The following is a 25677-nucleotide window of genomic DNA, read 5'->3' on the forward strand; positions in this document are numbered from 1 at the left end:
AAGCGCATTTGCACCCCCGGAGGTCACGCGGGATGGGGGAGCGCCATGTCGCTCACCAGGCGGGTCGCCGAGCGCCGCAGGGCCAGCGCCCGCCGGGCCTTGGTCTCGCCCAGCAGGTCGGGAAGCGACACCCAGCCGAACTCCGGCTGGGCGCTGGTCCAGCGCAGGAACTCGCCCAGGAAGGTCCAGGCGGCGGTGTCGTGCGCGCGGTGGTGGCTCAGCAGGCCGATCGGCGCCTCCCACAGGCCCGCCCGGCGCCGCCGGCGCAGCTCTCCGGCCAGGGCGGCCAGCAGTGCGCTCCGCCCGCGGAAGCGCGGCCCGTCGCGCCAGGGCATCAGGTCCAGGTGGATATCCAGGCGCGGACAGGTCCCGCTCGCCGCCGCCAGCCCCCTGGCCGACCAGCCGGCGTAGCCGTTGGCGCTGAGCGCCCGCTCCAGGCGCGGATGGATGTCGCTCCACGGCGACACGAACACCTTCAGGACCCGCGGCAGGTTCTCGATGCGGCTCCAGCCGGCCGCCAGCGCCGCCTGGACCTGCTTCTGGTCCCAGTCCGGCGCGAACTCGCCCGCCTCGGGATCTTCGCGCCGGGTCTCGGGCGCGCCGCCCCCCTGGGCCAGGTTGACCAACTCCACCCCGTCCAGCCGCGCGGCCAGGCCCGACATCTCGCCCACCGGCGTCACCGCCAGGGTCAGCGGCTTGTGCGTCGCCGCCGAAAGCTGCAGCAAACGGTCCAGCAGCAGCCGGTCGATCGTCGAGGCCGAACCGCTGGCGTCGTCGTCGCGCCACCACAGGCGGGCCGTGCGGCCGGCCGCCCGCCAACGCCGCAGCTCCAGCCAGAGCGGAAGGTTGTTCATTCGGCCGCTCCTCCCCCAGGGCCGCCGGCGGGCCGGGGCCGGCGCGCGACGTCCTGAGCTTGCGGAACGCGCGCCAGGCGACGCCCTTCACTATGAACGCAAGGTGTGGCGGACAGTCTGGCCATTTGCTCCCCCTACGGAGAAACGACGCCCCGAAGGCCGCGCTACCTCAGCAAAACAGCGCTAGCGCGGCGCATTGCCGCAATCTGCTTTATGTAATTTTTATAAGTACTTGCGCGCAGATCCGGGTCTTGCGAACGGGGTCGCGCCCGCCTCGGCTGAGGTGATGGCTCGGTGACAACGTCCCATGCCTAGAGCGGGCTTACGCCCGCCGGGGCCGCGATTCGTGCCGTGGCCAGAGGCTTGATTGCGAGGGCAAACGCCATGGCCGAACTGCGACCCGGCGAGCCTACGCCGTGGTTCATCGCGCCCAGCGCCTCGAACCCGACTTTCAACTTCAGCAGCACCGCCGGCCGCTATCTGCTGCTGGGTTTTCCGCCCTCGGATCCGGAGAAGCGCCAGCAGGTCTTTGGAATCATGCAGGCCAATATCGACCTGCTGACCGACAGCCACATCGCCTGCTTCACCGTCCTGAGGGACCCGGCGCTGTTCGCCAACGCCCGCGACCGCGACGGGCTGCGCTGGTTTTCCGACCCGCAGGGCGCCGTCAGCCGGCTCTATGGCGCGCTCGACGAGGCGGGCGTCGAACATCCGATCTGGGTGCTGATCGACCCGTCCCTGCGGATTCTCTTCGTCGCGCCCATGGACGAGAGCGAGCAGGTCTTCGCCCGCATGCGCGCCCTGCCGCCGCCCGACGAACATGCCGACACGCCGCTGCACGCCCCGGTGCTGATCGTGCCGCGGGTGTTCGATCGGGACCTGTGCCGCCGGCTGATCGCCTATTACGAGGCCGACGGCGGCTCGCCCTCGGGCGTCATGTTCCAGCAGGACGGCGTCACGGTCGGGGTGCTCAACGAATCCAAGAAGCGTCGTGACGCGACCATCGAGGACGCCGCCCTTTGCGAAGAAACCCGCGTGACCCTGGACAGGCGGCTGTCGCCCGAGGTCCTGCGCGCGTTCCGGTTCCGCGCGACCCGCCTCGAGCGCTACATCGTCGCCTGCTACGCGGCGGAGGACGGCGGCTACTTCCTCCCGCACCGCGACAATCTCACCGCCGGCACGGCGCACCGCCAGTTCGCCGTCTCGATCAACCTCAACGCCGAGGACTTCGAGGGCGGCGACCTGCGGTTCCCCGAGTACGGCATGCGCACCTATCGCCCGCCGACCGGCGGGGCGGTGGTGTTTTCCTGCTCTCTGCTGCACGAGGCGACGCCGGTCACCCGCGGCGTCCGCTATGCCTTCCTGCCCTTCCTCTATGACGAGGCGGGCGAGGTTCTTCGGGAGAAGAACCGCCATCTGCTGGCGCCCCTGCCCTCCCCACCGGCCGCCGCGTCGTCGCGTTCCGACAGCCACGCCGCTTTTTTCGTTTCGCAGCGGACGGCCGCGTCCTAGGACGGGCCATGGCCCGTTTTTTCGTCGCGTTCCTGGCCGCCGCCGTGACCCTGCTGTCCGCGGGCGCGGCCGGCGCGCGGCCGCTCACCGTCGGCTTCTACCTGCCGTGGGACGCCGCCTCGACGGCCTCGCTGAGCGCCCACGCCGGCGCGCTCGACGTCATCGCCCCGATGTCCGGCGCGCTCGACACCCCCGCGGGCCACATCCGCTGGCAGCCCGATCCGGCCCGCGCCGCCGCCCTGGCCGGCGCGCGCAACAAGCCCCGCGTCTTCCCCATCGTCTCCAACGCCCACGACGAGGTCTGGGACGCCGCCGCCGCCGACGGCGCGCTGCTCAACCCGCAGGCGGGCGACGCCTTCATCGCGGCCCTGGTCGCGGAGGCGAAGGCCCAGGCCTACGGCGGCTACATCCTCGATTTCGAGAATCTCAGCCCCGCCAGCGCCCCGGCCTACGCCGCCTTCCTCGCCCGCCTGCACGCCGCCCTCAAGCCCATGGGCCGCGAGCTCTGGGTGACCGCCGGCGTGGCCGCCGAGCCGGCCCTGATCCACGGCCTGGCGGCGGCGACCGACACCGTCGTCCTGATGGCCTACGACCAGTGCTGGGCGACCGGCACGCCCGGGCCTATCGCCGGGCTGGACTGGCTGCAGACCAGCCTCGACGCGCGCCTCGCCGCCGCCGACCCCGCCCGCCTGATCGTGGCGCTGGGGGCCTACGGCTACGACTGGCCGGCGGGCGGGACGGCCGCCGTCCTCTCCGCCGCCGACGCCGCCGCGCTCGCCAAGGCCAAGGGCCAGGCGGTGATCCGCGCCGCGCCCGACGGCGATCCGCATTTCGCCTACGCCGCGCCCGGCGGGACCGCCCACAGCGTCTGGTGGCTGGACGCCCCGGCCTTCCGAGCCCAGCGCGCCGCCGTGGACGCCCGTCACGCCCGCGGCGTCGCCATCTGGCGCCTCGGCCTGGAAGACCCGGCGCTGTGGAGCAAGGCCGCCGGCCCTCAGCCGTCCCTGCCGCCCGGCCCCGCTCCGCCCGCCTGCACGGCCCTTCCGAAGCATTGACAGGCCCGGCGCGGGACGCTGCATAGGCCCGCGGATTTTCGGGGGAAGAATATGCGTGCAGCCGTCGTCGCGATCCTGGCGATCCTGGCCCTCGCCGCGCCCGCCGCCCCGGCTCGAGCCCAGTCGCCGGCCTACCGTTTCGCTCACAGCGACGATCCGGTGGCCGACGCCAACGCCCATCTGCTGACCTTGCTGGCCGCCGATCCCCAGGCCCGCGGAGCCCTGGCTGCCGACCCCGACCTGCAGGCGATCCGCGCCCGCCTGGGCGACAGCCGCGCCGCCGCCCGCAAGGCCTGCCGCACCGCCCCGACCTGCCCGGTCGACCAGCTCATGCTCACCGACGCCGAGATCGCCAGGGCCGGCGACGCCCTCGCCCGCCTGGCCCAGCCCGGCCGCCCCCTGAGCCGCCTGGTCCGCGACGGGCTGCGCCCCTCCGGCCGCGCCCAGAAATACGCCGCCCTGGACGACGCCAGCCTGGTCCGCGCCGCCTGGGCCGAAACGGCGGCGGGCGTGAACCGCCTCTACCGGATCTACGCCCTGGGCGAGACGCCGCGCTACGCCGAGATCGACTCCATCTCCTACGCGCCCGGCGACCCGCACTTCCGCCAGATGCTGCGCGAGGCCCTGGAGGTCTCCACCGACCGCGAGGACCATGCGCTTCCCTTCAGCGCCTGGTCGGCGGTGGCCTTCGACCTGCTGACGATCAACCAGCGCGACGAGGCCGCCCGCTACGAGCCGCTGGAAGCCGGCGAGAACGCCGCCGCCTTCGCCCGCGCCCGCCGGACCGACTGGAAGGCCGCGCCCTACACCGCCGTCGTCGTGCCCGGCATGGGGACCGAGGGCGCCGAGACCCGCGTCTCCCCGGTCGGGAGCTTCCGCGACCGGCTGGCGGTGAAGCGCTGGCGCGAGGGCATGGCGCCCTTCCTGATCGTCTCCGGCGGCCATGTGCATCCCAACAAGACCCCCTTCGCCGAAGCCATCGAGATGAAGCACGACCTGATGGCCCGCTACGGCGTCCCGGCCGAGGCCATCGTCATCGACCCCTACGCGCGCCACACCACCACCAACCTCAGGAACGCCGTGCGGCTGCTCTTCCGCATGGGCGCGCCGCTGGGCCGGCCGGTGTTGATCACCACCTCGCAGGACCAGAGCCTTTCTATCGAGCTGCCGTCCTTCGCGACCCGCTGCCAGAGCGAGCTCGGCTACCAGCCGATGACCGCCTATAGGCGCCTCTCCCCCTTTGACCTGGCCGCCACGCCCAACCTCGTCTCCCTGCACGCCGATCCGCAGGATCCGCTCGATCCGTAACCTGCCGCCTCCGTCCGGCGAATGATGGCGTATAAGGTAGCGACCGCGCCGCCTGGGAGCCGACATGAAGACCGCCCTCATCGCCCTCGCCCTGGCCGCCGTCGCCGGCGCGGCCGCCGCCCAGCCCCTCGACCTGCGCCTGCCCGACGCCGCCGCTGCGCCGGCGGCGCCGCTCCCGATCCCCGCCCAGGCTGCCAAGCCCACGCCGGACCTCGCCAACCCGCTGGACCCGCTCGCCCCAACCCAGCTCCAGGCCAAGACCCTCGACAGCGCCGTCTTCGCCAGGACCGCCGTCGAGACCCGGCTCGCCGGCCGCTCCGACCTGACCGGCGGCTTCGGCTTCCTGTGCGGCATCCAGCCTGGTCACAATGAGAGCGGCGGCGCCGCGGCTTACGGCTCCGACCCCCACGGACGCTTCGTCGGCGCCAAGTTCAGCCTCGCCTTCTAGGGCGCCGCTTTACGCGAGCCCCGCGGCCCGCCATTAATTCGCGCCTCAAGTTGGTTTTCGGGGATAGTCTTCATGCATCGTAAGATCTTGGGCGCCGCGCTCGCATTGGGCGTGGCTCATGGCGCGATCGCGCAGACCGCGCCGGCCGGCGAACTCCGCCCCGACCAGGTCCGCTTCCGCGCCCTCTACAAGGAGCTGGTGGAGACCAACACCTCGCTCAGCGTCGGCTCCTGCACCGAGGCCGCCGCCAAGATGGGCGCCCACCTGAAGGCCGCTGGTTTCCCGGACAGCGACATCACCTATTTCTCCGTCCCCGATCACCCCAAGGAAGGCGGCGTCGTCGCCATCCTCCACGGCTCGTCCAAGACCGCCAAGCCCATGCTGCTGCTCGGCCACCTCGACGTGGTCGAGGCCAAGCGCGCCGACTGGACCCGCGATCCCTTCACCTTCATCGAGGAGGACGGCTACTTCTACGGCCGCGGCACGTCGGACATGAAGGTGATCGACGCCACCTGGGTCGACATGCTGGTCCGCTTCAAGGAGAGCAAGTACACGCCCAAGCGCACCATCAAGATGGCGCTGACCTGCGGCGAGGAAACGCTCGCGGCCTTCAACGGCGCCGACTACCTGGCCCGCAACAAGCGCGACCTGATCGACGCCGAGTTCGCCCTCAACGAGGGCGGCGGCGGCCGGGCGGACAAGGACGGCCACGTCCAGTCCCAGGGCGTGCAGGTGGGCGAGAAGGTCGTCCAGCAGTTCCGCATGGAGACCACCAACCCCGGCGGCCACTCCTCCGTGCCGATCAAGGACAACGCGATCTACCAGTTGGCCCAGGGCCTGCTGAAGGTCCGCGACTACGATTTCCCGCTGGAGCTCAACGACGTCACCCGCGCCTTCTTCGCCAAGGCCGGCGCCGGGCGCACCGACGAGACGGGCAAGGCCATGGTCGCCATCGCCAAGGACCCGACCGACAAGGCCGCCGAGGCCCAGCTCAACAAGGACCGCGGCTTCCACTCCATGCTGCGCACCACCTGCGTGGCGACCCTGCTCGACGGGGGCCACGCCGAGAACGCCCTGCCCCAGCGGGCCGGCGCCAACATCAACTGCCGCATGTTCCCCGGCGACACCATGGAAGGCGTCAAGGCCCAGCTCGAGAAGGCTATCGGCGACCCGGGCGTGAAGCTGATCCCGCTGCAGCCGATCCGCGGCAAGTCCATGCCCGCGCCCCTCGATCCGAAGGTCATCGGCCCGATGGAGAAGGTGGCGGCCAAGTACTACCCGGGCGCCCCCGTGATCCCCACCATGTCGACGGGCGCCAGCGACGCGCTCTACCTGATGCCGGTCGGCATCCCGACCTACGGCGTGCCCGGTTTCTACTCCGGCCCCGAAGGCTCCGGCGCCCACGGCCTCAACGAGCACGCCTCGGTGAAGTCGGTCTACCTCGGCCGCGACTACCTCACCGAACTGGTGAAGACCCTCGCCGACGCCGGCTGAGACCCAGAACCCTTGCCGCTCGGGTTGAATCAACGCGAGCGGCAAGAGGGGTTCGCGACGCAGGCGACCCTGCCTGTCTAGAACCGCGTGCGCAGCGTAACCCCATAGGTCCTGGAGTCGCTCGGCGTGCCGACGACCAGGCCGGAGTTCCCGGCCTGGATCGTGACGTTCTGCAGGTAGTTGGCGTTGAACAGGTTGCGGGCCCAGAGCTGCGCCTCCCAGCCCTTCATCGCGCGGAAACCCAGGCTGGCGTTGACCAGGCTATAGCCGTCGATGATCGCGTATTTGGAGTCCGACGGGTCGCCGTAGATCTTGGTCCGGACCGTCAGCTCCGCGTGCAGATAGGCCTCGCCCTGCAGGGATCCGAAGTCGGCCTCGTGCTTGTATTCCCCGCCCGCCGACCAGACCCATTTCGGCAGCCCGGTCAAAGGCATGCCGCTGAGATCGCACACCGAGGTCGAGGTTGCGAGCCGCTCCAGCGGACAGGGCGCGGTCTTGTAGGACGCGTATTTCCCGTCGGTGTAGCTGGCCGACAGGTGGCCCGACAGGTGCTCGTCGACCACCGCCGTCGCGTCGAGCTCGAAGCCCTTGTCGGTGACGCGGTCGATGTTGGCCAGGTAGCCGCGAAGCGCGCCCGGACCGGTGTCCACCACATTGGCCTGGAAGTCGCGGATCGAGGTGTCGAAGACGTCGGCGTTGAGGATCAGGTGGTCGTCCAACAGCCTGGATTTCACCCCGATCTCATAGGTGGTGTTCTTCTCGGGCCGGACGACGGCGGTGTTCAGCGCGGGCTGGTTGGCGGCGTTCAGCGGCAGGCCCGACATGTTGATGCCGCCCGACTTGCCGGTCCGCGCATAGCTCGCATAGGCCATCACCTTGTCGGTCAGGTCGTAGGCGGCGACCAGGCGGCCGGACAGGTTCCCGTCGCTGGTCTTGGCGCTGTAGGCCTGCGGCCGCAGGATCGAGAGCTTGGCGTTGGCCTGGGCCGTGGTCTGCGGCGTTCCCCCGCCGAAGACGATGGAGGAGAAGGTCCCGGTCTTGTCCTCGGCGGTGTAGCGCAGGCCGCCGGTCAGGTTGAACCGGTCGGTGGCGCGCCAGGTGACCTCGCCGAAGGCGGCGTAGCTGTTGCTGGCGAAGCGGGTGTGGCCGTCGGTGGTGTAGCCGTCGAGCAGATTGGCCGGGAACGCCGGCGCCGGCCCCAGCAGCCAATAGGTCGCCAGCGGCCCGTACTGCGTGATCGGCTCACCGGCGATCACCTGCCGGAACCAGTAGAGGCCGGCCACATACTCCAGGGCCTGGCGGCCGTTGGAGGCGATCCGCAGTTCCTGGCTGTATTGGTCCTGGCGGGAGGGAATGTGCTGCAGCGTCTGGATCGACAGGCTGGTGTAGTCGCGGTCGTTGGCCGCGTCCCAGTTCCACCAGCGCCAGGCGCTGACCGAGGTCACGGTCGCCTTGCCGAGGTTCCAGTCGCCGACGCCTGACACGCCGCCCTCGTCGGTCTTCACTTTCAGCGCGGCGTCAATGTCGGTCAGCCGGTCGTAAGGGTTGAGGCTCGGCGGCGCATAGCCGACGCCGGCGGCCAGCGCCGGATACTGGGCCGCGGCGGGCTTCAGGCTGGTCCCCACGCGGACGAACACCTGGGTGCAGCAGCGGTCGTCGATGCGGTTGTCGTCGGCCGACAGGCGCAGGCTGAGGTCCGGGTTGAACTGGAACAGCAACTGCCCGTGGATCGAGGCGTCGTTGACGCTGTTGTCCCGCTGGCCCTTCGTGACGTTCTTCAGCACCCCGTCGCGGTCGGTCGCCACCACCGACAGCCGCCCGGCCACGACGTCGCCCCAGAGCGGCCCGGACACCGAGGCCTTGGCCTGGAAATAGTTGAAGTTGCCGTAGGAGGCTTCCACCTGAGCCTCCGGCGTGAAGCTCGGGGCCTTGGTGGTGATGCTGATGGCGCCGGCGGTCGTGTTCTTCCCGAACACCGTCCCCTGGGGGCCGCGCAGCACCTCGATCCGCTCGACGTCCAGGAAGTCGAACGCCGCCGCGGCCGCCCGCGCGTGGTAGACCTGATCGACGTAGAAGCCGACGCCAGGCTCCAGGCCGTCGTTGGCCTGCGCGATGGCTACCACGCTGCTGCCCAGCCCGCGGATGGTCAGCGCCGTGTTGCGCGGATTGGGCGAACTGTAGTTCACGCTCGGGACCAGTTGGGCGAACTGCGCCACATCGTAGGTCTGCGTCGTCGTCAGCGTCTTTTCGCCGATCACCGACAGCGCGCCGGGCACGGACTGGGAATCCTCCGGCCGCAGCCGCGCCGTGACGATCACCGTCTCGACCGATGCCGCGCCCGCCGCCTCCGCGTCAGCCCAGGCCGCGCCCGCGGCCCCCAGGGCGCTGACGCCGGCGAACAGCGCGCTGAGCGCGCGGCCGCGCCAGACCGATCGGCCGCCAATATCCCGAGCCATCCCACCCCCAAAGCTCCACTATCGGAAGCGTTAGGTAGTTCAACTACCGAACGGTATGGGCTCTGGCAAGCCGCGGCCGTGCGCGGCTAGACGAGATCGGGCGCCGCCTCGTCGGGGGCCGGATCGAACACTTCCAGGGCGGCGGGGCGCAGCAGCGACTCGTCGCCCCGCAGGTGATGCAGCAGGTAATCGACCGCCTGGACCATGTCCGTGGTCCTGTAGGGCTTGGGCAGGGAGCCGATGGCCACCGTCTTCGCCGACCTCGCGCGGCTCACCTGGCCGCTGATGAACAGCGTGGGAATGCCCAGGATCTTGAGTTCTGCGGCGAGCGCGATGCCGTCGTCATGGCCCTGGAGCTGAATGTTCACCAGCGCCAGGTCGGGGGCGTGCGTCCGCGCCGCGCCCAGCGCCTCTTCGTGGCGTCCCGTCAGGTCCAGGACCTGATAGCCGGCGTCTTCCAGCTCGTCGCGCAGCGCCATCGCCGGGAGGATGTCGTCCTCCACGATCAGCAAGGTGTGACCGCGCTTGATCGTCGTCTGCGGGTCCATGACTTCATCTATCCTTTTTACAAGGCGGCTTCAGGCGGCGGGCTGTCCGAGAGCAGCGGCGGCGCCGCCGACCGCGTCGTCGCGGTCCGCGACGAGGGCGATCGCGGTGTGGATGATGGAAACCCGCGTGCCGGGGCGCGCCGGGGCCACGTCGACGGTCGCCTCGAGCTGGGCGGCCAGCGCCTGGACGATGCTGCTGCCCAGCCCCATCCGGATGTGGGCGGGATTGTTCGGCATGCCGACGCCGTCGTCAGCGACCGACAGGGTCCAATTGGCGCCCCGGAACTCGCAATCGACGACGATCTTGCCGCCGCGGTCGTCGGGAAAGGCATGCTTCAGGGCGTTGATCACCAGCTCGGTGACGATCAGGCCCAGGCTGACAGACGTCCGCGGATCGACGACGCCGCCGGCGCCGGTGACGCTCAGCGAAAGCTGGCCGGGGTCGGCGATCATCGAGGCCGCGATGCTGTCGCAGAGGTTGGTGAAATAGGTCAGCAGTTGAACCGGGCCGTTGCCGGTCTCCGCCAGTTGCCGCTCCAGGGCGGCGACGGACATCACCCGGTGGTGAGCGTCCTTCAGGTGGCTGCGCGTTTCGTCCGACCGGGTCCGCTTGGCGTTCTGCAACAGGACGCTGGCGATGATCTGCAGGCTGTTGGCCACCCGGTGGCGGACCTCCTGCAGCAGGACGAGGTTCTGCCGAAGCGCGTCGTCCTTCAGCCTCTCGTCGGCCCGCGTGTCGGTCAGGTCGGTCACCGCCATCAGCAGGCGCAGGTTCTCCATGTCGAGATAGACCAGCCGCTGGGCGTGGACGACCAGGCGCCGGACGTCGCGCCCGGGCCGTTCGAGATCCATCTCGAAGGCTTCGATCTTCGCCGCGCCCGAAGCGGTCGCCTTGAGTAGGGCGCGGAGCTGCGGCCTGTTCCACTCGCCTGCCCCCAGGCTCGACAGCGGCCGGCCCGGCGCCTCGGCCAGGTCGAGGTCGAAGGCGTCGGAGAACGATGCGCTCGCCGCCACGATATTGAGGTCGCCGTCCAGCAGCAGGAGCGGCCCCGGGGACGAAGCCACCACAGCCATGGTCAGGCTGAGCGCGGCCTCTTCCGAATGGGTGGGCGTGTGGGCAGCCATGGCTGGCCCTTCGATGGAACTGGAGGCTCGCGAAGCGAAAGCCGTACCCAGACAGAATGTCGGGAACATAGGCCCGCGACAGAGCGGGCCCGACTTAGGAATGCCCTAGTCGACTTTTGGTTGCATTTCCAGCCATGCCACGTCGGCGTGGCAAGCTCCGCGCTGGCAAGGATTGGCCCGTCGAGGGGCCTGGGCCGCTCAGGCGAAGGCGGCCGCCGAGTGTCGCCGACGCAGCAATGCGCCCACGCCGCCCAGGCCGATGATCATCAGCGCCCAGGTCGCCGGCTCGGGAACCCCGGCCAGCACGAAGGCGTCACGCGCCGCGACCTCATAGGTCTGGCCGGTGGCGCCGTCATAGATATCCGCCGCGAACCACCAGCCCCCGGTGTTGGAAAGGAAGTGGTCGCCCGTGCCGAGCGTCAGGACCTTGCCGGTGTTGCTGAACGTCGCGCCGATGCCGGCGAACGTCAGGCCGCTATTGTCGACCACGCTGAAATTCAGCGGGTCGTCCTGACCGTGGGCCTGACCGTTCCTGTTGTCGCAGCAACCGATCTGGTTGGTGAACGTGCCGAACGGCGTGCCGTCCCACGTCCCGCGCCCGGCGTCGAAGAAGGTGCCCACCGGCGCCAGGATGGTCACCGCGTCGGAGTCCACCGTGTTGAACAGGAACGGATTGTGGGTCCCGCCGCCGTTTGGGCTGCCCGTATTGATGAAAAGGGACAGCCCATCGGTAAGCGTTACGCTCACGTCCACCTCGTTCGCGCCCACTTCGGTCAGCGTCACCTCGCCAAATGCGGGCGGGGCGAATACGTTCGTGCCCTGGTACTGCAGCACGGAAGTATAAACGGCGGCCCGCGCCGCGCCCGCCGAAGCGGCGATGATGGCGGCCAGGGAAAAAGCGACGGCAGCGCTGCCACAGAGCAATTTCTTCATGACCTACACCCCACCCCTGAGGTCCTGCTGACCTCGGGCGAATGCCCGGGGAGCCGGAATCCAGATATCCTGGTTATCTGTTAATCATCGGGGGCGGACGCACAATCCCATTCCCCCGAGGGGGGAAAAGTTCGACTGCAAGGTGTGTGTTCGGCGGGATTCAACCGATCCCCGCGGCAGCGGCGGCTCGCTAGGCGAGGGCCGCCATCCCCGCACGCCGCCGGCGCAGCATCGCGCCCGCGCCGCCGAAGCCCACGATCATCAGGCTCCAGGTCCCCGGCTCGGGCACCGCGTTCTGGATCTGCTCGATCGCGTCGCGCGCGGCGACATTGTAGGTCTTCCCCGTCGCGCCGTCGTAGATGTCGGCCGAGAACCACCACCCGCCCGAGTTCGACGTGAAGTGGTCGCCGGTCCCCGTGGTCAGCAACAGGCCCGTGTTGGAGACCGTCGCCCCGATCCCGGCGAAGGTGATGCCGTGGGGATCGTAGACCGTGAAGATCATCGGATCCTGCTGGCCGTTGACCTGGCCATTGCCGGTGTTCAGGGCGATCTCGTTGGTGAAGGTCCCGAACGGCGTGTTCTCGAACGACCCGCGCCCGGCGTCGTAGAACTTGCCGACCGGGGCGTCGAGCGTGATGGCGTTGGGATCGTCGGTCGCCGCGGCGTGCGGCTTCGTCGCCTGGTCGACATAGAGGGTATTGAACACGAACGGATTGTGCGGACCGCCGGTGTTCACGAACACGGTGTTGGCGTTGGTGAAGTCGACCTCGACCTTCAGGGAATCGGCGTTGAGCTCGGTGATCGTCACGGAGCCGTAGGGCGTCTGCGGCCCGGTGGCGCCGTCCCTGTAGACCAGTTCCGAGACGAAGACCGCCGCGTTCGCCACCGCCGGCGCGGCCATCAGGCCCGACACCGACAAGGCCGTCACCGCGGCGCTCAACAGGTACTTCTTCATTGCACAATCCACTCTGGCCGAAGGGAGCCGGCCGATCTCGAACAGCATGCCACTGCTAAGCTTAAGCTTGCGTATCGGACGCCCAGGGCCGCCACAAGCGAGTTCCCCTTTTGCGCGAACATCTGCGTCCAATAGGCGCGGCCGCAAGCGCGAGCCGGCGCGGCCTCAGCTACGGCGCCGCCGTCTCGTCCTTCGGCTTCTGGAACTTGACCGGCATCGGGTCCTTGCCGCCCTCGGCGACGAAGCGGTCGATGCGCGCGCGCAGCACCGGCAGGGGCACGCTGCCCGTCGACAGCACCGTGTCGTGGAAGGCGCGGATGTCGAACTTCGGCCCCAGCGCCTTCTCCGCCTTGGCCCGCTCGTCGACGATCGCCATCATGCCCAGATAGTAGCTGAGCGCTTGCCCGGGCCAGGAGATGTAGCGGTCGACCTCGATCTCGATGTCGTGGTCGGCCAGGGCGGAATTGTCGTGCAGGAAGGCGATCGCCTGGGCCCGCGTCCAGCCCTCGTGGTGGATGCCGGTGTCGACCACCAACCTCGCCGCCCGCCACATCTGGAAGGTCAGCATCCCGAACCGGTCATAGGGCGTATCGTACATGCCCATCTCCACCCCGAGCCGCTCGCAGTAGAGCGCCCAGCCCTCGCCGTAGGCCGAGATGTAGACGTTGCGCCGGAACGGCGGCAGCCGGTCCTGCTCCTCGGCCAGCCCGCCCTGCAGCGAATGGCCGGGCGCCGACTCGTGCAGGGTCAACGCCGTCAGGTTGTAGAGCGGCCGCGACGGCAGGTCATAGGTGTTCAGGAGGTAGGTCGTCGTCCCGCCCCGGGCGGAGGTGTAGAAGGGCGCGATGTCGGGGGCGACCGGCTCGATCCCGAAGCGGCTGCGCGGCAGCCAGCCGAAATAGGCCGGCAGCTTGCCGTCCACCCGCTTGGCGATCCAGGCCGCCCGGTTCAGCAGCTCCTGTGGGTCCTTCACATAGAACTGCGGGTCGCTGCGCAAGAAGGCCAGGAACGCCGGGAAGTCGCCCTTGAACCCGGTCTCCTTCATCACCCCCAGCATCTGGGCGTGGATCTTGGCGACCTCGGCGAGCCCAAGCTGGTGGATCGCCTCCGGATCCATGTCCAGCGTCGTGAACTCCTTGATCTGGGCGCGGTAGTAGGCCTTGCCGTCCGGCAGGGATTCCGCCGCCAGGGTCTCGGTGGCGTGCGGGATGTAGTCGTTGTCGAGGAACACCAGCAGCCTTGCGTAAGCCGGCATCACCACGCCCTCGACCGTCCGCTTGGCCTCGGCCTTCAGCTGCGCCTGCTCGGCCGCGCTGATCGAGGCCGGCATGTGCTGGAACGGCTTCCAGAACAGGGTGTGCTCCGCATCGCTCGCCTGGGAGACGATCGACACCGACTTGTCGCGCCCCACCAGCGTCGCCCGCGGCGCGGTGAAGCCCCGCGCCAGCCCCGCCTTCATGTTCACCGTCTGGTCGTCGAACCAGCGCGGCAGGTCGCGCATCTGGGCGATCCAGTTGCGGTAATCCTGGGCGGTGTGGAAGGTCCGCGACGCGGTGAACCCCAGGTTCGACCAGAACTGCGAGTCCGAGTTGAACGGCTTTTCGTACTCGCGGAACCGCAACTGGGCGACGCGGGTCCCGATCTGGTCCCGGTAGACCTCGTAGTTCACCGCCTCATCCGCCGAGAGGTCCTTCTCCGCGATCCCGTCGAGCTGATGCAGCACGCCCTGCCAATAGGCCAGCCGCCGGGCCTGGCTGGCGGCGTCCACCTTGCCCAGCCGGTCGGCGATGGCCGCCGCGTCGCCGCGCTCGCCGGGGAACTCGATCTTCCGCCAGGTCCACTCGGCCTTGTAGATCGCCTGGAACTTCGCGTCGGCCGGCCCCGGCGCGGGCTTGGCGGCTTGCGCCCACGCCGCGCCCGCCAGCACCAGTCCCGCCAGGAACACGCCGGCCGCCAGTTTCGTCCGCATCGCCCACACCCCTCGGCCGCACCGCCAAGGAGCAGGCCTACGTCGAATCCGCCGGGAACGGCAACTAGGCCCCCTCTTCGACCACCGGCCGCTTCAGGAGCGCCAGCACCGCGGCTACGACGCAGCCGGCGACGATGCCGGTGGTAAGGTCCTTCAGCAGCGTCAGGCCGAAGGTGGTCAACAGCACCAGGGCGCCGCGCCAATCGCTGAGCAGGCGCCAGAACTCCTCCTTCTCCGCCATGCCCCAGCAGACCGCGACCAGCACCCCGGCCAGAGCCGCCAGCGGCGCGTAGCTGGCCAGTGGCGCAGCCACCAGCATGAAGGCCAGCAGGAAGACTGCGTGCAGCATCCCCGCCACCGGGCTGCGTCCGCCGGCCCGCACATTGGTGGCGGTCCGGGCGATTGTGCCGGTCACCGCGATCCCGCCGAACAGGGCCGAGGCGATATTGGCGATCCCCTGCCCGACCAGCTCCATGTTCGAACGGTGCCGCCGCGCGGTCATAGTGTCGGCGACCTTGGCAGAGAGCAGGCTCTCCACCCCGCCCAGCAGGGTGAAGGACAGCGCCGCAGGCAGCACGGAAAGCAGTTTTGCCAAACTGATCGGCGGCAGGCTGGGCAGCGGAAGGGAATGCGGGATGCCGCCGAAGCGGCTGCCGATCGTCTCCACCGGCAGGTGCAGCACCGCCGCCAGCAACGCTGCGAACGTCAGCGCGATCAGCATGCCCGGCCAGGTGGGCCGGAACCGCCGGATGAGGAAGATCAGCGCCGTGACGCCCGCGCCCAGCGCCAGGGCCGCCGGATTGAGGGTTCCCATCGCCTGGGCCAGCGCGCCCAGCTTGGGGATCAGCGGCCCGGGCTCGGTCCCGCTGAGCTTCAGCCCGCCCAGGTCCTTGAGCTGGCTGGCCAGGATGGTCACGGCGATGCCGCAGGTGAAGCCGACCGTCACCGCGTGCGGGATATGGCGGATCAGCGAGCCGAGCCGCAGCGCGCCGGCCAGGGTCAGCAGGGCGCCCGAGAGCAGCACCGTCAGCAGCAGCCCCTCGATCCCGAACTTCGCCGCGGTCGCCGAGACCAGCACGATGAAGGCGCCGGCCGGCCCGCCGATCTGGTAGCGACTCCCGCTCAGGAGCGAGACCACGAACCCGCCGACGATGGCGGTGAACAGCCCGCGCTCCGGCGACACGCCCGAGCCCACCGCGATGGCCATGGAGAGTGGCAGAGCCACGATGGCGACGGTCAGCCCGGCAACGGCGTCGCGGCGCAGGTCCTCGGCGCCATAGCCCTCGCGCATGACGGTGGCCAGCTTGGGCAGGTAAAGATGGGCCGTGGCCGTTCCGTCCGGCATGTCGCTCTTCCTGCCCGCGCGTCGCAGGCCCCCGCGAGGTTGAAGGACGGCGCGCGGGCCGCCAATTCAGGGCTGCTACTTAGGCCCTAGGCCCTTTCCGTCGGTCTGTCCGGACAGGAATTTCCTGTCGTCGCGACGCGAAATGGGCTTTGGGCTAGGATCTGGACGACCCGCAAGCCTGCCCCGAGGCCCCGATGACCGCCAAGTTGAAGAAGAGCGAGACGCTCGAGATCCGCCTGCCCTATCCGACCAAGCTCGCCTTCATGGCCCGCTGCCGCGACGAGGGCCGCTCCGCCAGCGAGGCGCTGCGCGGCTTCATCGACGGCCAGATCGACCCCGCCAGGGCCGTCCGCCCCGCGCGCCGCGGCGAGCGGCTCATCCTGGGCGCCCTGGTCGCCGCCGCTGTCGGCGCCGTGGCCCTGCCCTCGCTCGCCCATCCGTCCCTGCGCGCCGAGTTCGACCGCCTGACCCAGGGCGCCGACGCCCTCACCCTCGCCGACTTCCAGCGCCTCGACCGGAACCACGACGGCAAGATTACCTTCGCCGAATTCCGCGCCGCGGAGGAGCGGTAGGGTCGAACCGCGAACGTCACGAACGCGCGCTCTTCCGCGACTCCGCGACAGCGGAGGCTCAGTCATTTGAACCACGGATCACACGGATTTCCACGGATCGCGCCGGCGCCATCCGTCCGATCCGTGGCTCCATTGGAAGCGCCCGCTGCGCGGGCCTCGCAGGACCTGACGCGTTCGTGTGGTTCGTGGACAGCCCCTTCATCTCACCCGCTGCAGGAACCGGCTGAAGTCGAGGTCCAGCCAGGTCCAGGGCTTCAGCACCGACGCCCCGCCTCGCCAGGACACCACCACCGCCTGGGCCTTGCCGACCAGGTTCTCGGCCGGGACGAAGCCCACGCCCAGCTCCCTCGGCCAGCGGCTGTCCGAGGAGTTGTCGCGGTTGTCGCCCATGAAGAAATACATGCCGTCCGGCACCAGATAGACGCCGGTGTTGTCGCCCTCGCCCTCGGCCGCGCCGCCGAAGGTCGCGTAGCGCCGCCCGTCCGGCGCGGTCTCGATCACACGCGGCACGACGCGCGCCGGATCGTCGTGGTCCTGGGCCGGGCCGGCGTACTGCCGCGGGATCGGCTTGCCGTTCACATAGACCGCGCCCCGGATCACCTGCACCCGGTCGCCCGGCAGGCCGATCAGCCGCTTGATGTAGGCCTCGTCCGGATCGCGCGGCAGGCGGAACACCACCACGTCGCCCCGCGCCGGATCGCGCCCGAAGATGCGTCCGTGCAAGATCGGCGGGTTGAACGGGAACGAGGCCCGGCTCCAGCCGTAGCTCCACTTGGAGACCACGACGTAGTCGCCGGTCACCAGGCCCGGCTCCATCGAGGACGAGGGGATGGTGTAGGGCTGGAACACCACCACCCGCAGCACCGTGGCGATCGCAAGCGCGATGACCACGGTCTTCACCGTCTCGACGGCTTCGCGCCCGAACCCTCCGCCCGCTACGCGGGACCCGCTCGCCTCTTCGGCCGTCATGCCGCACCGCCCGCCTCGCAACGCCGGCCGATCCTGGCCTGCGCCCCGATCTGGCCGGGGGCAGCGCGGAGGTTCAACGCCCATCTTGTGGGGACAGGGCGTGGGCTTGTCCGGACAACGCTCGACAGGCCCCCGTCTGGCGGCGATCCTGCGGCCGATGACCGATACCCCGACACCCATGCCCTCCGCCGCCATTGAAGGCCCCGCGGCCTGGCGCGCCGCCGACTTCGCCGCCGACCAATGGGTCACCCGCCTCACGGAGGCCGAGGTCGCCGAGGTCGAGCAGGCCGCCCGACGCCTGGCCGCCGGCGGCGCCGAGCTGACCGCCGTCCGCGCCGAGGACTTCCCCCTGCCGATCCTCGGCCCGCGCCTGGCGGCCCTGCTGCGCGGCGAGGTGCTGGAAGGCCGCGGCTTCGCCGTCCTGCGTGGGCTCGACCCGGCCCGCCTGAGCCACCGCGAGAACGCCGCGGCGTTCCTCGGAATCGGCGCCCATCTCGGGGCCTTCCGGCCGCAGAACGCCCAGGGCCATATCCTGGGCCATGTGAAGGACCTCGGCCGCGCCGGCGACGATCCGACCGCGCGCCTCTACCAGACCCACGAGCGGCAGACCTACCATACCGATTCCTGCGACGTGGTCGGGCTGATGTGCCTGCGCCCCGCCAAGGCCGGCGGCCGCTCCAGCCTGGTGAGCTCGGTCACCCTCTACAACGAGATGCGCCGCGCCCGGCCCGACCTGGCGGCCCGGCTGTTCGCACCCATCGAGACCGACCGCCGGGGCGAGGCCGCGCCGGGCGAGGCCCCCTGGTTCACGATTCCGGTCTTCAACTGGTTTGCCGGCCATTTCGCCGGCATGTACCAGCGCCAGTACATCGAAAGCGCCCGCCGTTTCCCGCAGGTTCCGCCGCTCAGCCCGGCCCAGGTCGAGGCCCTCGACCTGCTGGACGCGCTGGCCGAAGACCCGGCCCTGCACATCGAGCTCGACTTCCGCCCCGGCGATATCCAGCTCGTCAACAACCATGTCCTGTTCCACGACCGCACCGCCTTCGAGGACTGGCCGGAGCCCGAACGCCGCCGCCACCTCCTGCGCCTATGGCTGGCCCCGCCGGCCGCCCAGGCCCTGCCCCCGGTCTTCGCCGAGCGCTTCGGCGCGGTGACCCCAGGCGAACGCGGCGGCGTGTCGGCGCCGCCCGACCGCTGGATCGCTCCCCTCGACGCCGAATAGGCCCGAGCTATGCTGGCGCCCAGGAAACAGAGGAAGCCGCCCCGCCCATGACCGCGCTTGTCACCACCCAGGATGCGGGCCACGTCCGCACCATCACGCTGAACCGCGCCGACAAGAAGAACGCGCTCAGCCAGGCCCTGGCCTGGGGGATCGTCGAGGCCGTCGACAAGGCCGCGCTGGACGACAACGTCTGGGTGGTGGCGATCACCGGCAGCGGCGACGCCTTCTGTGCGGGCCTCGACCTGTCGCCGGGCGCCGAACCCTATTCGCCCATGACGCCCCAGACCGCCCAGCTCGACGACATCGGCTGGGTGGGCAACTTCCTGCTTGCGATCCGCAAGCGCTGCGACAAGCCGGTGGTCGGCGGGATCAACGGCGTCGCCGTGGGCGCGGGCCTGGGCCTGGCCATGGCCACCGACGTGCGGCTGATCGCCCGCAGCGCGCGGCTGATGGCCGGCTACACCCGCATCGGCGGCTCGCCCGACGCCGGCCTCACCGTCACCCTGCCGCAGGCCATGGGCTACGAGAAGGCCATGCGCTTCATGATGGAGAACCGCACCTTGGTCGGCGACGAGGCGGTGGCGTGGGGCATGGCCGGCGAGGCCGTCGACGACGCCGGGTTCGCCACCCGCCTGGCCGAGTACTGCCAGTCCCTCTGCGAATGGTCGCCGATCACCCTTCGCCTCCTGAAGCGCGGCATGGTCAGGTCGACCGAAGGCGTGGAGCTGGAATCCCAGTTGCGCTTCGAGGTCGCCAATATCCGCAAGGCCTTCGGCAGCGAGGACGGCCAGGAGGCCCGCCGCGCCTTCCTCGAAAAGCGCAAGCCGGTGTTCCAGGGGCGCTGAGGCCTGTCCTATCTGGAGCCCTTCTTGCCCTCTCAGGTTGATTCAAACTGAGTGGGAAGGGCTCTGGAAAACGATTAGCGCCGGTGGCGGAACATCCGGGCTGACCGGGGATTGAGGGCCTGAACCCCGTTCTCTGGAGAAACCCCCATGGCCACCCCGCAAATGGACGCTATCGCCCTGCTCAAGGCCGATCACCGCAAGGTCGAAGACCTGTTCGCCAAGTTCGAGTCCGCCAAGGGCGACGGCCGCAAACAGGCCCTCGCCGAAGAGATCTGCATGGAGCTCACCGTCCACGCCAAGATCGAGGAGGACATCTTCTATCCGGCCTGCGAGGGCTCGGTGGACGAGGACCTGCTCAAGGAAGCCTATGTCGAGCACGACGGCGCCAAGGTGCTGATCGCCGAGATCGAGGCCGGCGGACCGGACGACAAGTTCTACGACGCCAAGGTCAAGGTGCTGTCCGAGGAGATCGAGCACCACGTCGAGGAGGAGGAAAAGCGCGTCGAGGGCATGTTCGCCCAGGCCCGCAAGGCCGGCCTCGACATGGACGCCCTCGGCGCGAAGATGGCCGCCGAGAAGGCTCAGCTTCTGGCCGCCTACAAGGGCCAGGGCCTGCCCCGACCCGAAGCGACGACCCTGCATGGCACGAGCCTGGCCTGAGGTGGCCCGCGCCCCGCGCAATCCCTGGATCGGCATCGGCTTCGACGCCTGGCGGCTGGGGTTCGAAGCCTCGGCCGTCATCGGCCTTCGGACCGTGCTGATCGCCCAGGGCGGCGCGCGCGCCCAGGCGGAGAGCACCCGGATGGTCAGCGAGAAGATCGCCGCCGGCGCCTCGCTGCAGGTGATGGCGCTGTCCGGGCGCCTGGGCGCGACGCCGGCCAGCGCTTCGGCCCGAACCCTGGCGCACTACCAGCGCAAGGTCAGCGCCAACCGGCGGCGGCTCGCGAAAGCCGCCGTCGGCTGATCGCCGCTTACCGGCCGTGATCCGCGCCAGGCGCCGCCGCCGGAGCCTGGGCCCGACGCTCACGCCCGCCGCGCATCATCTTCTCGGCCGCGGCCAGCTCGTCACGGTCGAGGACCCCGTCGTGGTTCTTGTCGAGGGCGTCCCAATTCTTGGCCAGCATGTCGCCGATCCGGCCTTTCAGCTCGGACTTCTCGAGCTTGCCGTCGGTGTTGGAGTCCAGCATTCCCATCAAGGCGCTGGCCTTCAGGGCGTCGTCGTAGTCGACCGGATGCACTGAGGTTTCGTCCATCCAGCGGTAGCGGATGCGGGTGAAGAACATCTCTTCCCAGGACTGGTCGCCCCACACCACCTGCTTGCTGGGGTCGGGGTTGTGCGGATTGCGCTTGGAATTGTCGTAGACGTAGTGGGCGATCAGCTTCGACCCCGCCGGAACCTTGATCGGCTCGGCGAAGGTATAGTGGCGCTGCCAGTTGAACTCATAGTGCGGCAGGGCCAGCAGGAGCTTCTCCTTGCCGTCCGGATAGCGGATCCACAGGTCCGACGAGGCCCCGCGGTAGTGGGCGTGCGGGAAGGCCGAATAGAGCAGCGCGTCCTTCGGGAATTCCAGGTAGGCCACCTCCTGGTGGTGCCCGTCGTTCGGCGGCAGCACGATCGCGTTGTTCACGATCTGGGAGTTGTGCATCACCAGGCCGGGCTTCTCGCTGTCCTTGTAGAAGTAGAGCGCGATCTGGGTGTGGTCGGTCACTTCCTTGCCGAAGGGCGTGTAGTGGGTCTGGAAGCCGATCGCCCCGCCCGCCGGGATGTAGGTGCCCGCGTTGGCCGGCGCGATCTCGCTCTCGGCGCCGACCGCGTAGCTGCCGACCGAAGCGCCCCACTTGTTCTCGAACGCCTGCTGGCCGGGCTGCGGCGCCTCGTCGATGAAGCCGGTGAGCACATGGTGCACGCCCTGGCGCGCGGTGACCTTGATCGTCGAGGCCTTCAGCCACTTGCCTTCGGTCAGGGGGTTGTTGACGAAGGGGTGCTGGTAGTCGACGACGCCCGAGGCCGGGATGGTGAAGGCCGGCACGTTCAGCACCACGTCCGGCTTGCCCAGCGGCCACTCCGCCGCCACGTGCCTGACGGCGCCCAGCGGGTCCTTGCCCTCGCCGCGCGGCGCGCCCTGCTCGACCCAGTGGACCAGGGTCTTGATCTCTGAGGGCGTGAGACTCTTGTCGTCGGAGAACTTGCCCACGTGCGGATCGGCGCCGTAGGGCGGCATCCGGTTGGTGCGGATCACCTCGCGGATCATCGGCGAGAAGCCCTTGACCATCTCGTAGTTGGTCATCGCGAAGGGGCCGATGCCGCCTTCCTCGTGGCAGGCCACGCACTTGGCTTCCAGGATCGGGGCCACGTCCTTGACGTAGGTGATCGCAGGCTTCGCATCCCGCGCCGGGAAGGCGATCGTCGCGCCCGCGCCGGCCGGGGCGCTGGCCACCGTCACCGGCTGGCCGGCGGTCAGCGCGTCCAGCGCCTTGGCCGCGCCGGCGATCCCGCCGCGATAGGCCACGGTCCAGGTCTTCGGATCGACGATGAACACCTCGGCCGAGCGCGTGACGCCCAGGCCCTCGCCGACGATCTGGTTCGAATCCATCAGCACCGGGGCCGTGAAGCCGGCCTTCGCCGCCTCCGCCACGATCGCGTCGCGGCTCTCGTCCGGCGTGGAGTTCAGCAGCATCACCTCGACGCCCTTGGCGGCGTAGGCGTCCTGCAGGCTCTTCAGCGCCGGCGCCAGGCCGCGCACGGCCGCGTCGCCGTTGGCCTGGCTGACCAGCACCACCGCCTTGGCGTCGGCCATGCGGTAGAGTTCGTGGCCCTCCAGCTTCTGGGCGTCCGCCAGCAGGAAGTTGTCGACCCGCGCCGGGCTCGCCGCCGTGGCCGAGGCCTCGCCGCCGGACATCAAGGCGCTGGGCGCCGAGCCGGTCGTGCAGCCGTAGACCAGCAGCGCGCTCGCGGCGGCTCCGAACACGGCAAGTTTGACGGACGTCATCTGGGTATCCCCGCAATCGCGTGATTTAGGCCTCATACCGAACCGTCGAACCGGGTTCCACAAGCGGCAAATGCGTCGCGGGAGCCGGAGCCCGCCTTGTCCCCTACCGGCCGGGGAACGGGGCTAATCGCCCGAGGTCGAGCCCTCGCCCGTACAATCCGCCGTCCCGCGTTTGCGGATCTGGCGCGCGGTCTCCCCATCCTCGACCAGGGCGTTGCAGACGGTCGTCACCGCGGGCTCGGCCGAGGTCGAGAAGTTCAGCCGGTAAGGTTCGGACGGCAGCCCGCCCAGCCCCAGGAAGCTGCGCGCCGTGGGATCCTGGCTCAGCCACACCCCGTATTGCGCGCCGGGCTCCACGACGCAGACGGTCCTCACGGTCCGCCGGTCGTAGCTCAGGAGCATATGCTGCGGCGTGCCGGGACAGGGATTCTGGAGGGGCGGCGCGACGGTCAGCGCCCCCTCGCAGGCCATCGGCTGATTGAACGTCACCCGTATGACCAGCAGCCCTGGCCGGACCACCGAGCCCTTGCCGGGAAAGGTGCTCACGACCTTCGGGCGCTCGGCCCGTTCACCCATCTTATCGGGCGCCAGGCACTTCATCTTCGCCGTCACGGTGAGCTCCGCCACCGTTTTCGACGCCGTCACGATGAGCTCCGAGACCGTGGCGTCGTTCGCGGCGGGCTTGGCCGGGGCCGCGGCGATGGCGGGCCGGGACGATCCCAGACTGAGCAAGGCCAGGAACAACCACCGCAAGGCGGCGCGGCGTTTTCCTTCCGATCTTATGAACGGCATTCGTGCGGCCCCCTTCGAACACTATCCCCACGAATGGCGGCGACAGAAGCGCGAGGCGCCTAGGGCGTCCCGCGGATCCGCCGTCCGATCAGGACTTCCAGCCCGCCCACCAGCCGCCGCGCCAGCTCGCGGCCGGACCCGGCCTCGTTCGCGTCCTGCGCCATCGACAGGGCCGCCACGCCGCGGCCGAACGCCCAGAGCGCCAGGGCGCTGTCCTCGGTCGCCTGGGTCGGCGCGCCGTCCGCGATTCCCGCCGCGAAGGTCTCGAAGGCCCGCCGCTCGGCCGCCCTCGCCACCTCGAAGCCCGAGAGGATGCGCTCCAGATACATCACCTTGTAGAGCATCGGCCGCTCGCGGATGAAGCGCAGGTAGGCGCCGCCGCACTTGCGGATCGGCTCGCGTCCGCTGCCGTCGTTGCGCGCGGCCACCACCGCGGCCTCGAGCTGACCGAAACCCTCCGCGGCCACCTCGGCCAGCAGCGCGTCCTTGCTCTTGAAATAGTAGTAGAGGCTCGACACGCCCGTGCCGATCGTCTCGGCGATGTCGCGCAGGTTGACGTCGTCCGGCCCGCGCCGCGCGACCATCTCGATGGCCACGTCGAGCACGCGGGTCTTCAGCGTCTGGACCGACAGGGTCCCGCCGATCGCCGCCGGAGCCGTCGTCACCGCTGCCCTCCCGTCGCCGCCCCCGTGGCGTCGAAGCGCTTGAAGAAGCTGTCGGCCTTCCAGACCGGCCGCGCCGGGGCGTCGGCCACGCGGGTCAGCAGCGCCAGCAGATAGGCGTCGAAATCGTCGGCCGACTTCAGGTCCACCGGCTGGGTCAGGTCGTCCTGCGGCGAATGATAGCGGTAGGTGTTCCAGTCCTTGTCCATCTGCGCTTCGGGCGAGCCCGGCACGCCCTCGACCTTCAGCGCAACCGACGGCACCCCGGTCTTGATGAAGCTGTACTGGTCGGAGCGGACGAAGATGTTGCGGTCCGGCGCGGGATCCGGAAGCGTGTCGTACCCCCGCGCGGCCGCCACCTCGCGCGCCGCGTCGCCCAGGGTGCTCTCGCCCTCGCCCAGCACCAGCAGGTGTTTCAGCGGGAACAGCGGCAGAAACTCGTCCATGTTGATGTCGGCCACGATGGCCGCCTTCGGCACGGTCGGGTGCTCGGCGTAGGCCTTGGAGCCCAGGAGCCCCTTCTCCTCGCCGGCGATCGCCACGAAGACGATGGAGCGCTTCAGCCTGTGGCCCTGGGCGTGCAGGGCCTTGGCCGTCTCGATCATCGAGGCCACGCCCGAGGCGTTGTCCATGGCCCCGTGATAGACCTTGTCGCCCTTGATCGGCTCGCCGACGCCTAGGTGGTCGAGGTGCGCCGACACCACCACATACTGCGCCTTCAGCTTGGGATCCGACCCCGGGAGCACGCCCACCACGTTGGGCGAGGCGATCTCGCGGGTCTCGCTCGCCACCTCGGCCTTCACCGATTGGTTGAGCGCAAAGCGGGGCAGCGGCTTGCGTGCATCGGCCAGGGCCAGCAGTTCGGCGAAGCTATGCCCCGACTTGGCGAACAGCACCTCGGCCTTGTCCGGGTTCACCGAGGCCGAGAACATCGGCCTGTGATAGGTCTGCAAGGCCGGCTCCGCGAGCCGCATCCCCGGCTGGCTGGAAAGCGCGATGAGCCGCGGCCAGGGGATGTCCATGGCCTTGGGGTTCTGCAGCCGGATCACGCCCACCGCCCCGGCCGCCTCCAGCGCCTTGGGGAACTCCGTGGACGAGGCGTGCGACTTCAGCGCCGCCGACAGGGTGTCCGGCCCGCCGCCCAGCACCACGACCACCTTGCCCTTGAGGTCCTGGCCGGCGAAGTCGTCATAGCCGGCTTCCGGCAGGTGCAGGCCGTAGCCCAGGAAGACCAGCGGCGCGGACACCGACTTCGGCTGCTCGTCGCGGGCGCCCAGCGTCAGGTCCGGCCCCACCGCCAGCGGCGTTGTCTTGCCGCCGTCGACGAGCGCCACGGACGAGTGCGCCGCGTCCACCTTCTCCTCCAGGTACTTCACCGCCTGGAAATAGGAGCCGGCGTCGCCGCCCGGCTTCAACCCCGCGGCCTTGAACTTGCCCGCCACATAGTGCGCGGCCTTGTAGTAGCCGGGACTGCCGGTCAGCCGCCCCTCATAGGCGGGCGAGGCCAGCACCTTGATGTGCCCCCACCAGGCGCTGGTCGCCTTGGTCGGCGGCGGCGCGGCGGCCAGGGACGAGACCGGAAGCGCCACAATCGCGGCGGCCAGGAGAATCGAGCGCACGGGA

23 protein-coding genes are annotated in these 25677 nt (G+C 69.9%); 10 read left to right on the plus strand and 13 right to left on the minus strand.

Going from position 1 to position 25677, the window contains the following annotated elements; genetic code table 11:
• Window positions 1-23: 23 nt before the first annotated feature.
• The gene (locus VNW53_RS08415) at window positions 24-854 is read right to left on the minus strand and encodes a hypothetical protein (RefSeq protein WP_325554977.1); all 831 of its coding nucleotides are present in this window, start codon (window positions 852-854) and stop codon (window positions 24-26) included.
• A 384-nt stretch (window positions 855-1238) separates the two neighbouring features.
• Here VNW53_RS08415 and VNW53_RS08420 point away from each other — a divergent pair, with 384 nt between their 5' ends.
• The 5 genes from VNW53_RS08420 (at window position 1239) to VNW53_RS08440 (ending at window position 6671) form a co-directional block, all read left to right on the plus strand.
• On the plus strand, window positions 1239-2366 hold the full coding sequence (locus tag VNW53_RS08420; RefSeq protein WP_325554979.1) for a 2OG-Fe(II) oxygenase: 1128 nt from the start codon (window positions 1239-1241) through the stop codon (window positions 2364-2366).
• Between the two features lie 8 nt (window positions 2367-2374).
• Window positions 2375-3421 (plus strand): hypothetical protein, encoded by a 1047-nt coding sequence (locus VNW53_RS08425; protein WP_325554981.1) that lies wholly within the window; start codon window positions 2375-2377, stop codon window positions 3419-3421.
• A gap of 51 nt (window positions 3422-3472) precedes the next feature.
• Entirely contained in the window at window positions 3473-4729 is a 1257-nt protein-coding gene (locus VNW53_RS08430) for a YdcF family protein (RefSeq protein ID WP_325554983.1), read from the plus strand.
• Window positions 4730-4793: 64 nt separating this feature from the next.
• Window positions 4794-5177, plus strand: a complete 384-nt coding sequence (locus tag VNW53_RS08435) for a hypothetical protein (protein WP_325554985.1) — start codon at window positions 4794-4796, stop codon at window positions 5175-5177.
• Between the two features lie 72 nt (window positions 5178-5249).
• Window positions 5250-6671 carry a M20/M25/M40 family metallo-hydrolase gene (locus VNW53_RS08440; protein ID WP_325554987.1) on the plus strand — a complete coding sequence of 474 codons (1422 nt, stop codon included), beginning with the start codon at window positions 5250-5252 and terminating at the stop codon, window positions 6669-6671.
• A 77-nt stretch (window positions 6672-6748) separates the two neighbouring features.
• Here VNW53_RS08440 and VNW53_RS08445 read toward each other — a convergent pair whose 3' ends face one another.
• The 7 genes from VNW53_RS08445 to VNW53_RS08475 all read right to left on the minus strand — a co-directional run bounded on the left by VNW53_RS08445 (window position 6749) and on the right by VNW53_RS08475 (window position 16002).
• Window positions 6749-9127, minus strand: a complete 2379-nt coding sequence (locus VNW53_RS08445; RefSeq protein WP_325554989.1) for a TonB-dependent receptor — start codon at window positions 9125-9127, stop codon at window positions 6749-6751.
• A gap of 86 nt (window positions 9128-9213) precedes the next feature.
• Window positions 9214-9675, minus strand: coding sequence for a response regulator (locus VNW53_RS08450; protein WP_325554991.1), 462 nt, complete (start codon window positions 9673-9675; stop codon window positions 9214-9216).
• 30 nt (window positions 9676-9705) lie between these two features.
• Window positions 9706-10800: a sensor histidine kinase gene (locus VNW53_RS08455; protein ID WP_325554992.1), complete on the minus strand. Its 1095-nt coding sequence runs from the start codon at window positions 10798-10800 to the stop codon at window positions 9706-9708.
• A 198-nt stretch (window positions 10801-10998) separates the two neighbouring features.
• Complete coding sequence (locus VNW53_RS08460; RefSeq protein WP_325554993.1) at window positions 10999-11733, minus strand: PEPxxWA-CTERM sorting domain-containing protein; 735 nt, start codon at window positions 11731-11733, stop codon at window positions 10999-11001.
• A 190-nt stretch (window positions 11734-11923) separates the two neighbouring features.
• The gene (locus VNW53_RS08465) at window positions 11924-12688 is read right to left on the minus strand and encodes a PEPxxWA-CTERM sorting domain-containing protein (RefSeq protein WP_325554995.1); all 765 of its coding nucleotides are present in this window, start codon (window positions 12686-12688) and stop codon (window positions 11924-11926) included.
• A 169-nt stretch (window positions 12689-12857) separates the two neighbouring features.
• Window positions 12858-14657 carry a DUF885 domain-containing protein gene (locus VNW53_RS08470; RefSeq protein ID WP_325554996.1) on the minus strand — a complete coding sequence of 600 codons (1800 nt, stop codon included), beginning with the start codon at window positions 14655-14657 and terminating at the stop codon, window positions 12858-12860.
• A gap of 64 nt (window positions 14658-14721) precedes the next feature.
• A complete protein-coding gene (locus VNW53_RS08475) occupies window positions 14722-16002 on the minus strand; it encodes a SulP family inorganic anion transporter (protein ID WP_325554997.1) in 1281 nt (426 codons plus the stop codon).
• A 194-nt stretch (window positions 16003-16196) separates the two neighbouring features.
• Here VNW53_RS08475 and VNW53_RS08480 point away from each other — a divergent pair, with 194 nt between their 5' ends.
• Entirely contained in the window at window positions 16197-16574 is a 378-nt protein-coding gene (locus VNW53_RS08480) for an EF-hand domain-containing protein (protein ID WP_325554999.1), read from the plus strand.
• Window positions 16575-16772: 198 nt separating this feature from the next.
• Here VNW53_RS08480 and lepB read toward each other — a convergent pair whose 3' ends face one another.
• Window positions 16773-17543 carry a signal peptidase I gene (gene lepB / locus VNW53_RS08485; RefSeq protein ID WP_325555001.1) on the minus strand — a complete coding sequence of 257 codons (771 nt, stop codon included), beginning with the start codon at window positions 17541-17543 and terminating at the stop codon, window positions 16773-16775.
• A gap of 157 nt (window positions 17544-17700) precedes the next feature.
• Between lepB and VNW53_RS08490 the strand changes: the two genes are divergently transcribed.
• The 4 genes from VNW53_RS08490 to VNW53_RS08505 all read left to right on the plus strand — a co-directional run bounded on the left by VNW53_RS08490 (window position 17701) and on the right by VNW53_RS08505 (window position 20574).
• Entirely contained in the window at window positions 17701-18765 is a 1065-nt protein-coding gene (locus VNW53_RS08490) for a TauD/TfdA family dioxygenase (RefSeq protein ID WP_325555002.1), read from the plus strand.
• Between the two features lie 47 nt (window positions 18766-18812).
• Window positions 18813-19610 (plus strand): enoyl-CoA hydratase/isomerase family protein, encoded by a 798-nt coding sequence (locus VNW53_RS08495; RefSeq protein WP_325555004.1) that lies wholly within the window; start codon window positions 18813-18815, stop codon window positions 19608-19610.
• A 147-nt stretch (window positions 19611-19757) separates the two neighbouring features.
• The gene (locus VNW53_RS08500) at window positions 19758-20270 is read left to right on the plus strand and encodes a hemerythrin domain-containing protein (protein ID WP_325555005.1); all 513 of its coding nucleotides are present in this window, start codon (window positions 19758-19760) and stop codon (window positions 20268-20270) included.
• Between the two features lies 1 nt (window position 20271).
• Entirely contained in the window at window positions 20272-20574 is a 303-nt protein-coding gene (locus VNW53_RS08505; protein WP_325555006.1) for a hypothetical protein, read from the plus strand.
• Between the two features lie 7 nt (window positions 20575-20581).
• On the opposite strand, the gene VNW53_RS08510 is transcribed toward VNW53_RS08505, so the two are convergent.
• The 4 genes from VNW53_RS08510 to VNW53_RS08525 all read right to left on the minus strand — a co-directional run bounded on the left by VNW53_RS08510 (window position 20582) and on the right by VNW53_RS08525 (window position 25673).
• Window positions 20582-22600: a hypothetical protein gene (locus tag VNW53_RS08510; protein ID WP_325555008.1), complete on the minus strand. Its 2019-nt coding sequence runs from the start codon at window positions 22598-22600 to the stop codon at window positions 20582-20584.
• A 123-nt stretch (window positions 22601-22723) separates the two neighbouring features.
• The gene (locus tag VNW53_RS08515) at window positions 22724-23353 is read right to left on the minus strand and encodes a hypothetical protein (RefSeq protein WP_325555009.1); all 630 of its coding nucleotides are present in this window, start codon (window positions 23351-23353) and stop codon (window positions 22724-22726) included.
• 98 nt (window positions 23354-23451) lie between these two features.
• Window positions 23452-24057, minus strand: coding sequence for a TetR/AcrR family transcriptional regulator (locus VNW53_RS08520; RefSeq protein ID WP_325555011.1), 606 nt, complete (start codon window positions 24055-24057; stop codon window positions 23452-23454).
• A complete protein-coding gene (locus VNW53_RS08525) occupies window positions 24054-25673 on the minus strand; it encodes a M20/M25/M40 family metallo-hydrolase (protein WP_325555012.1) in 1620 nt (539 codons plus the stop codon). The genes VNW53_RS08520 and VNW53_RS08525 overlap by 4 nt, the downstream gene beginning before the upstream one ends.
• Window positions 25674-25677: the final 4 nt, after the last annotated feature.

It is taken from the genome of Phenylobacterium sp., from assembly GCF_035569475.1.
Lineage (GTDB): Bacteria > Pseudomonadota > Alphaproteobacteria > Caulobacterales > Caulobacteraceae > Phenylobacterium.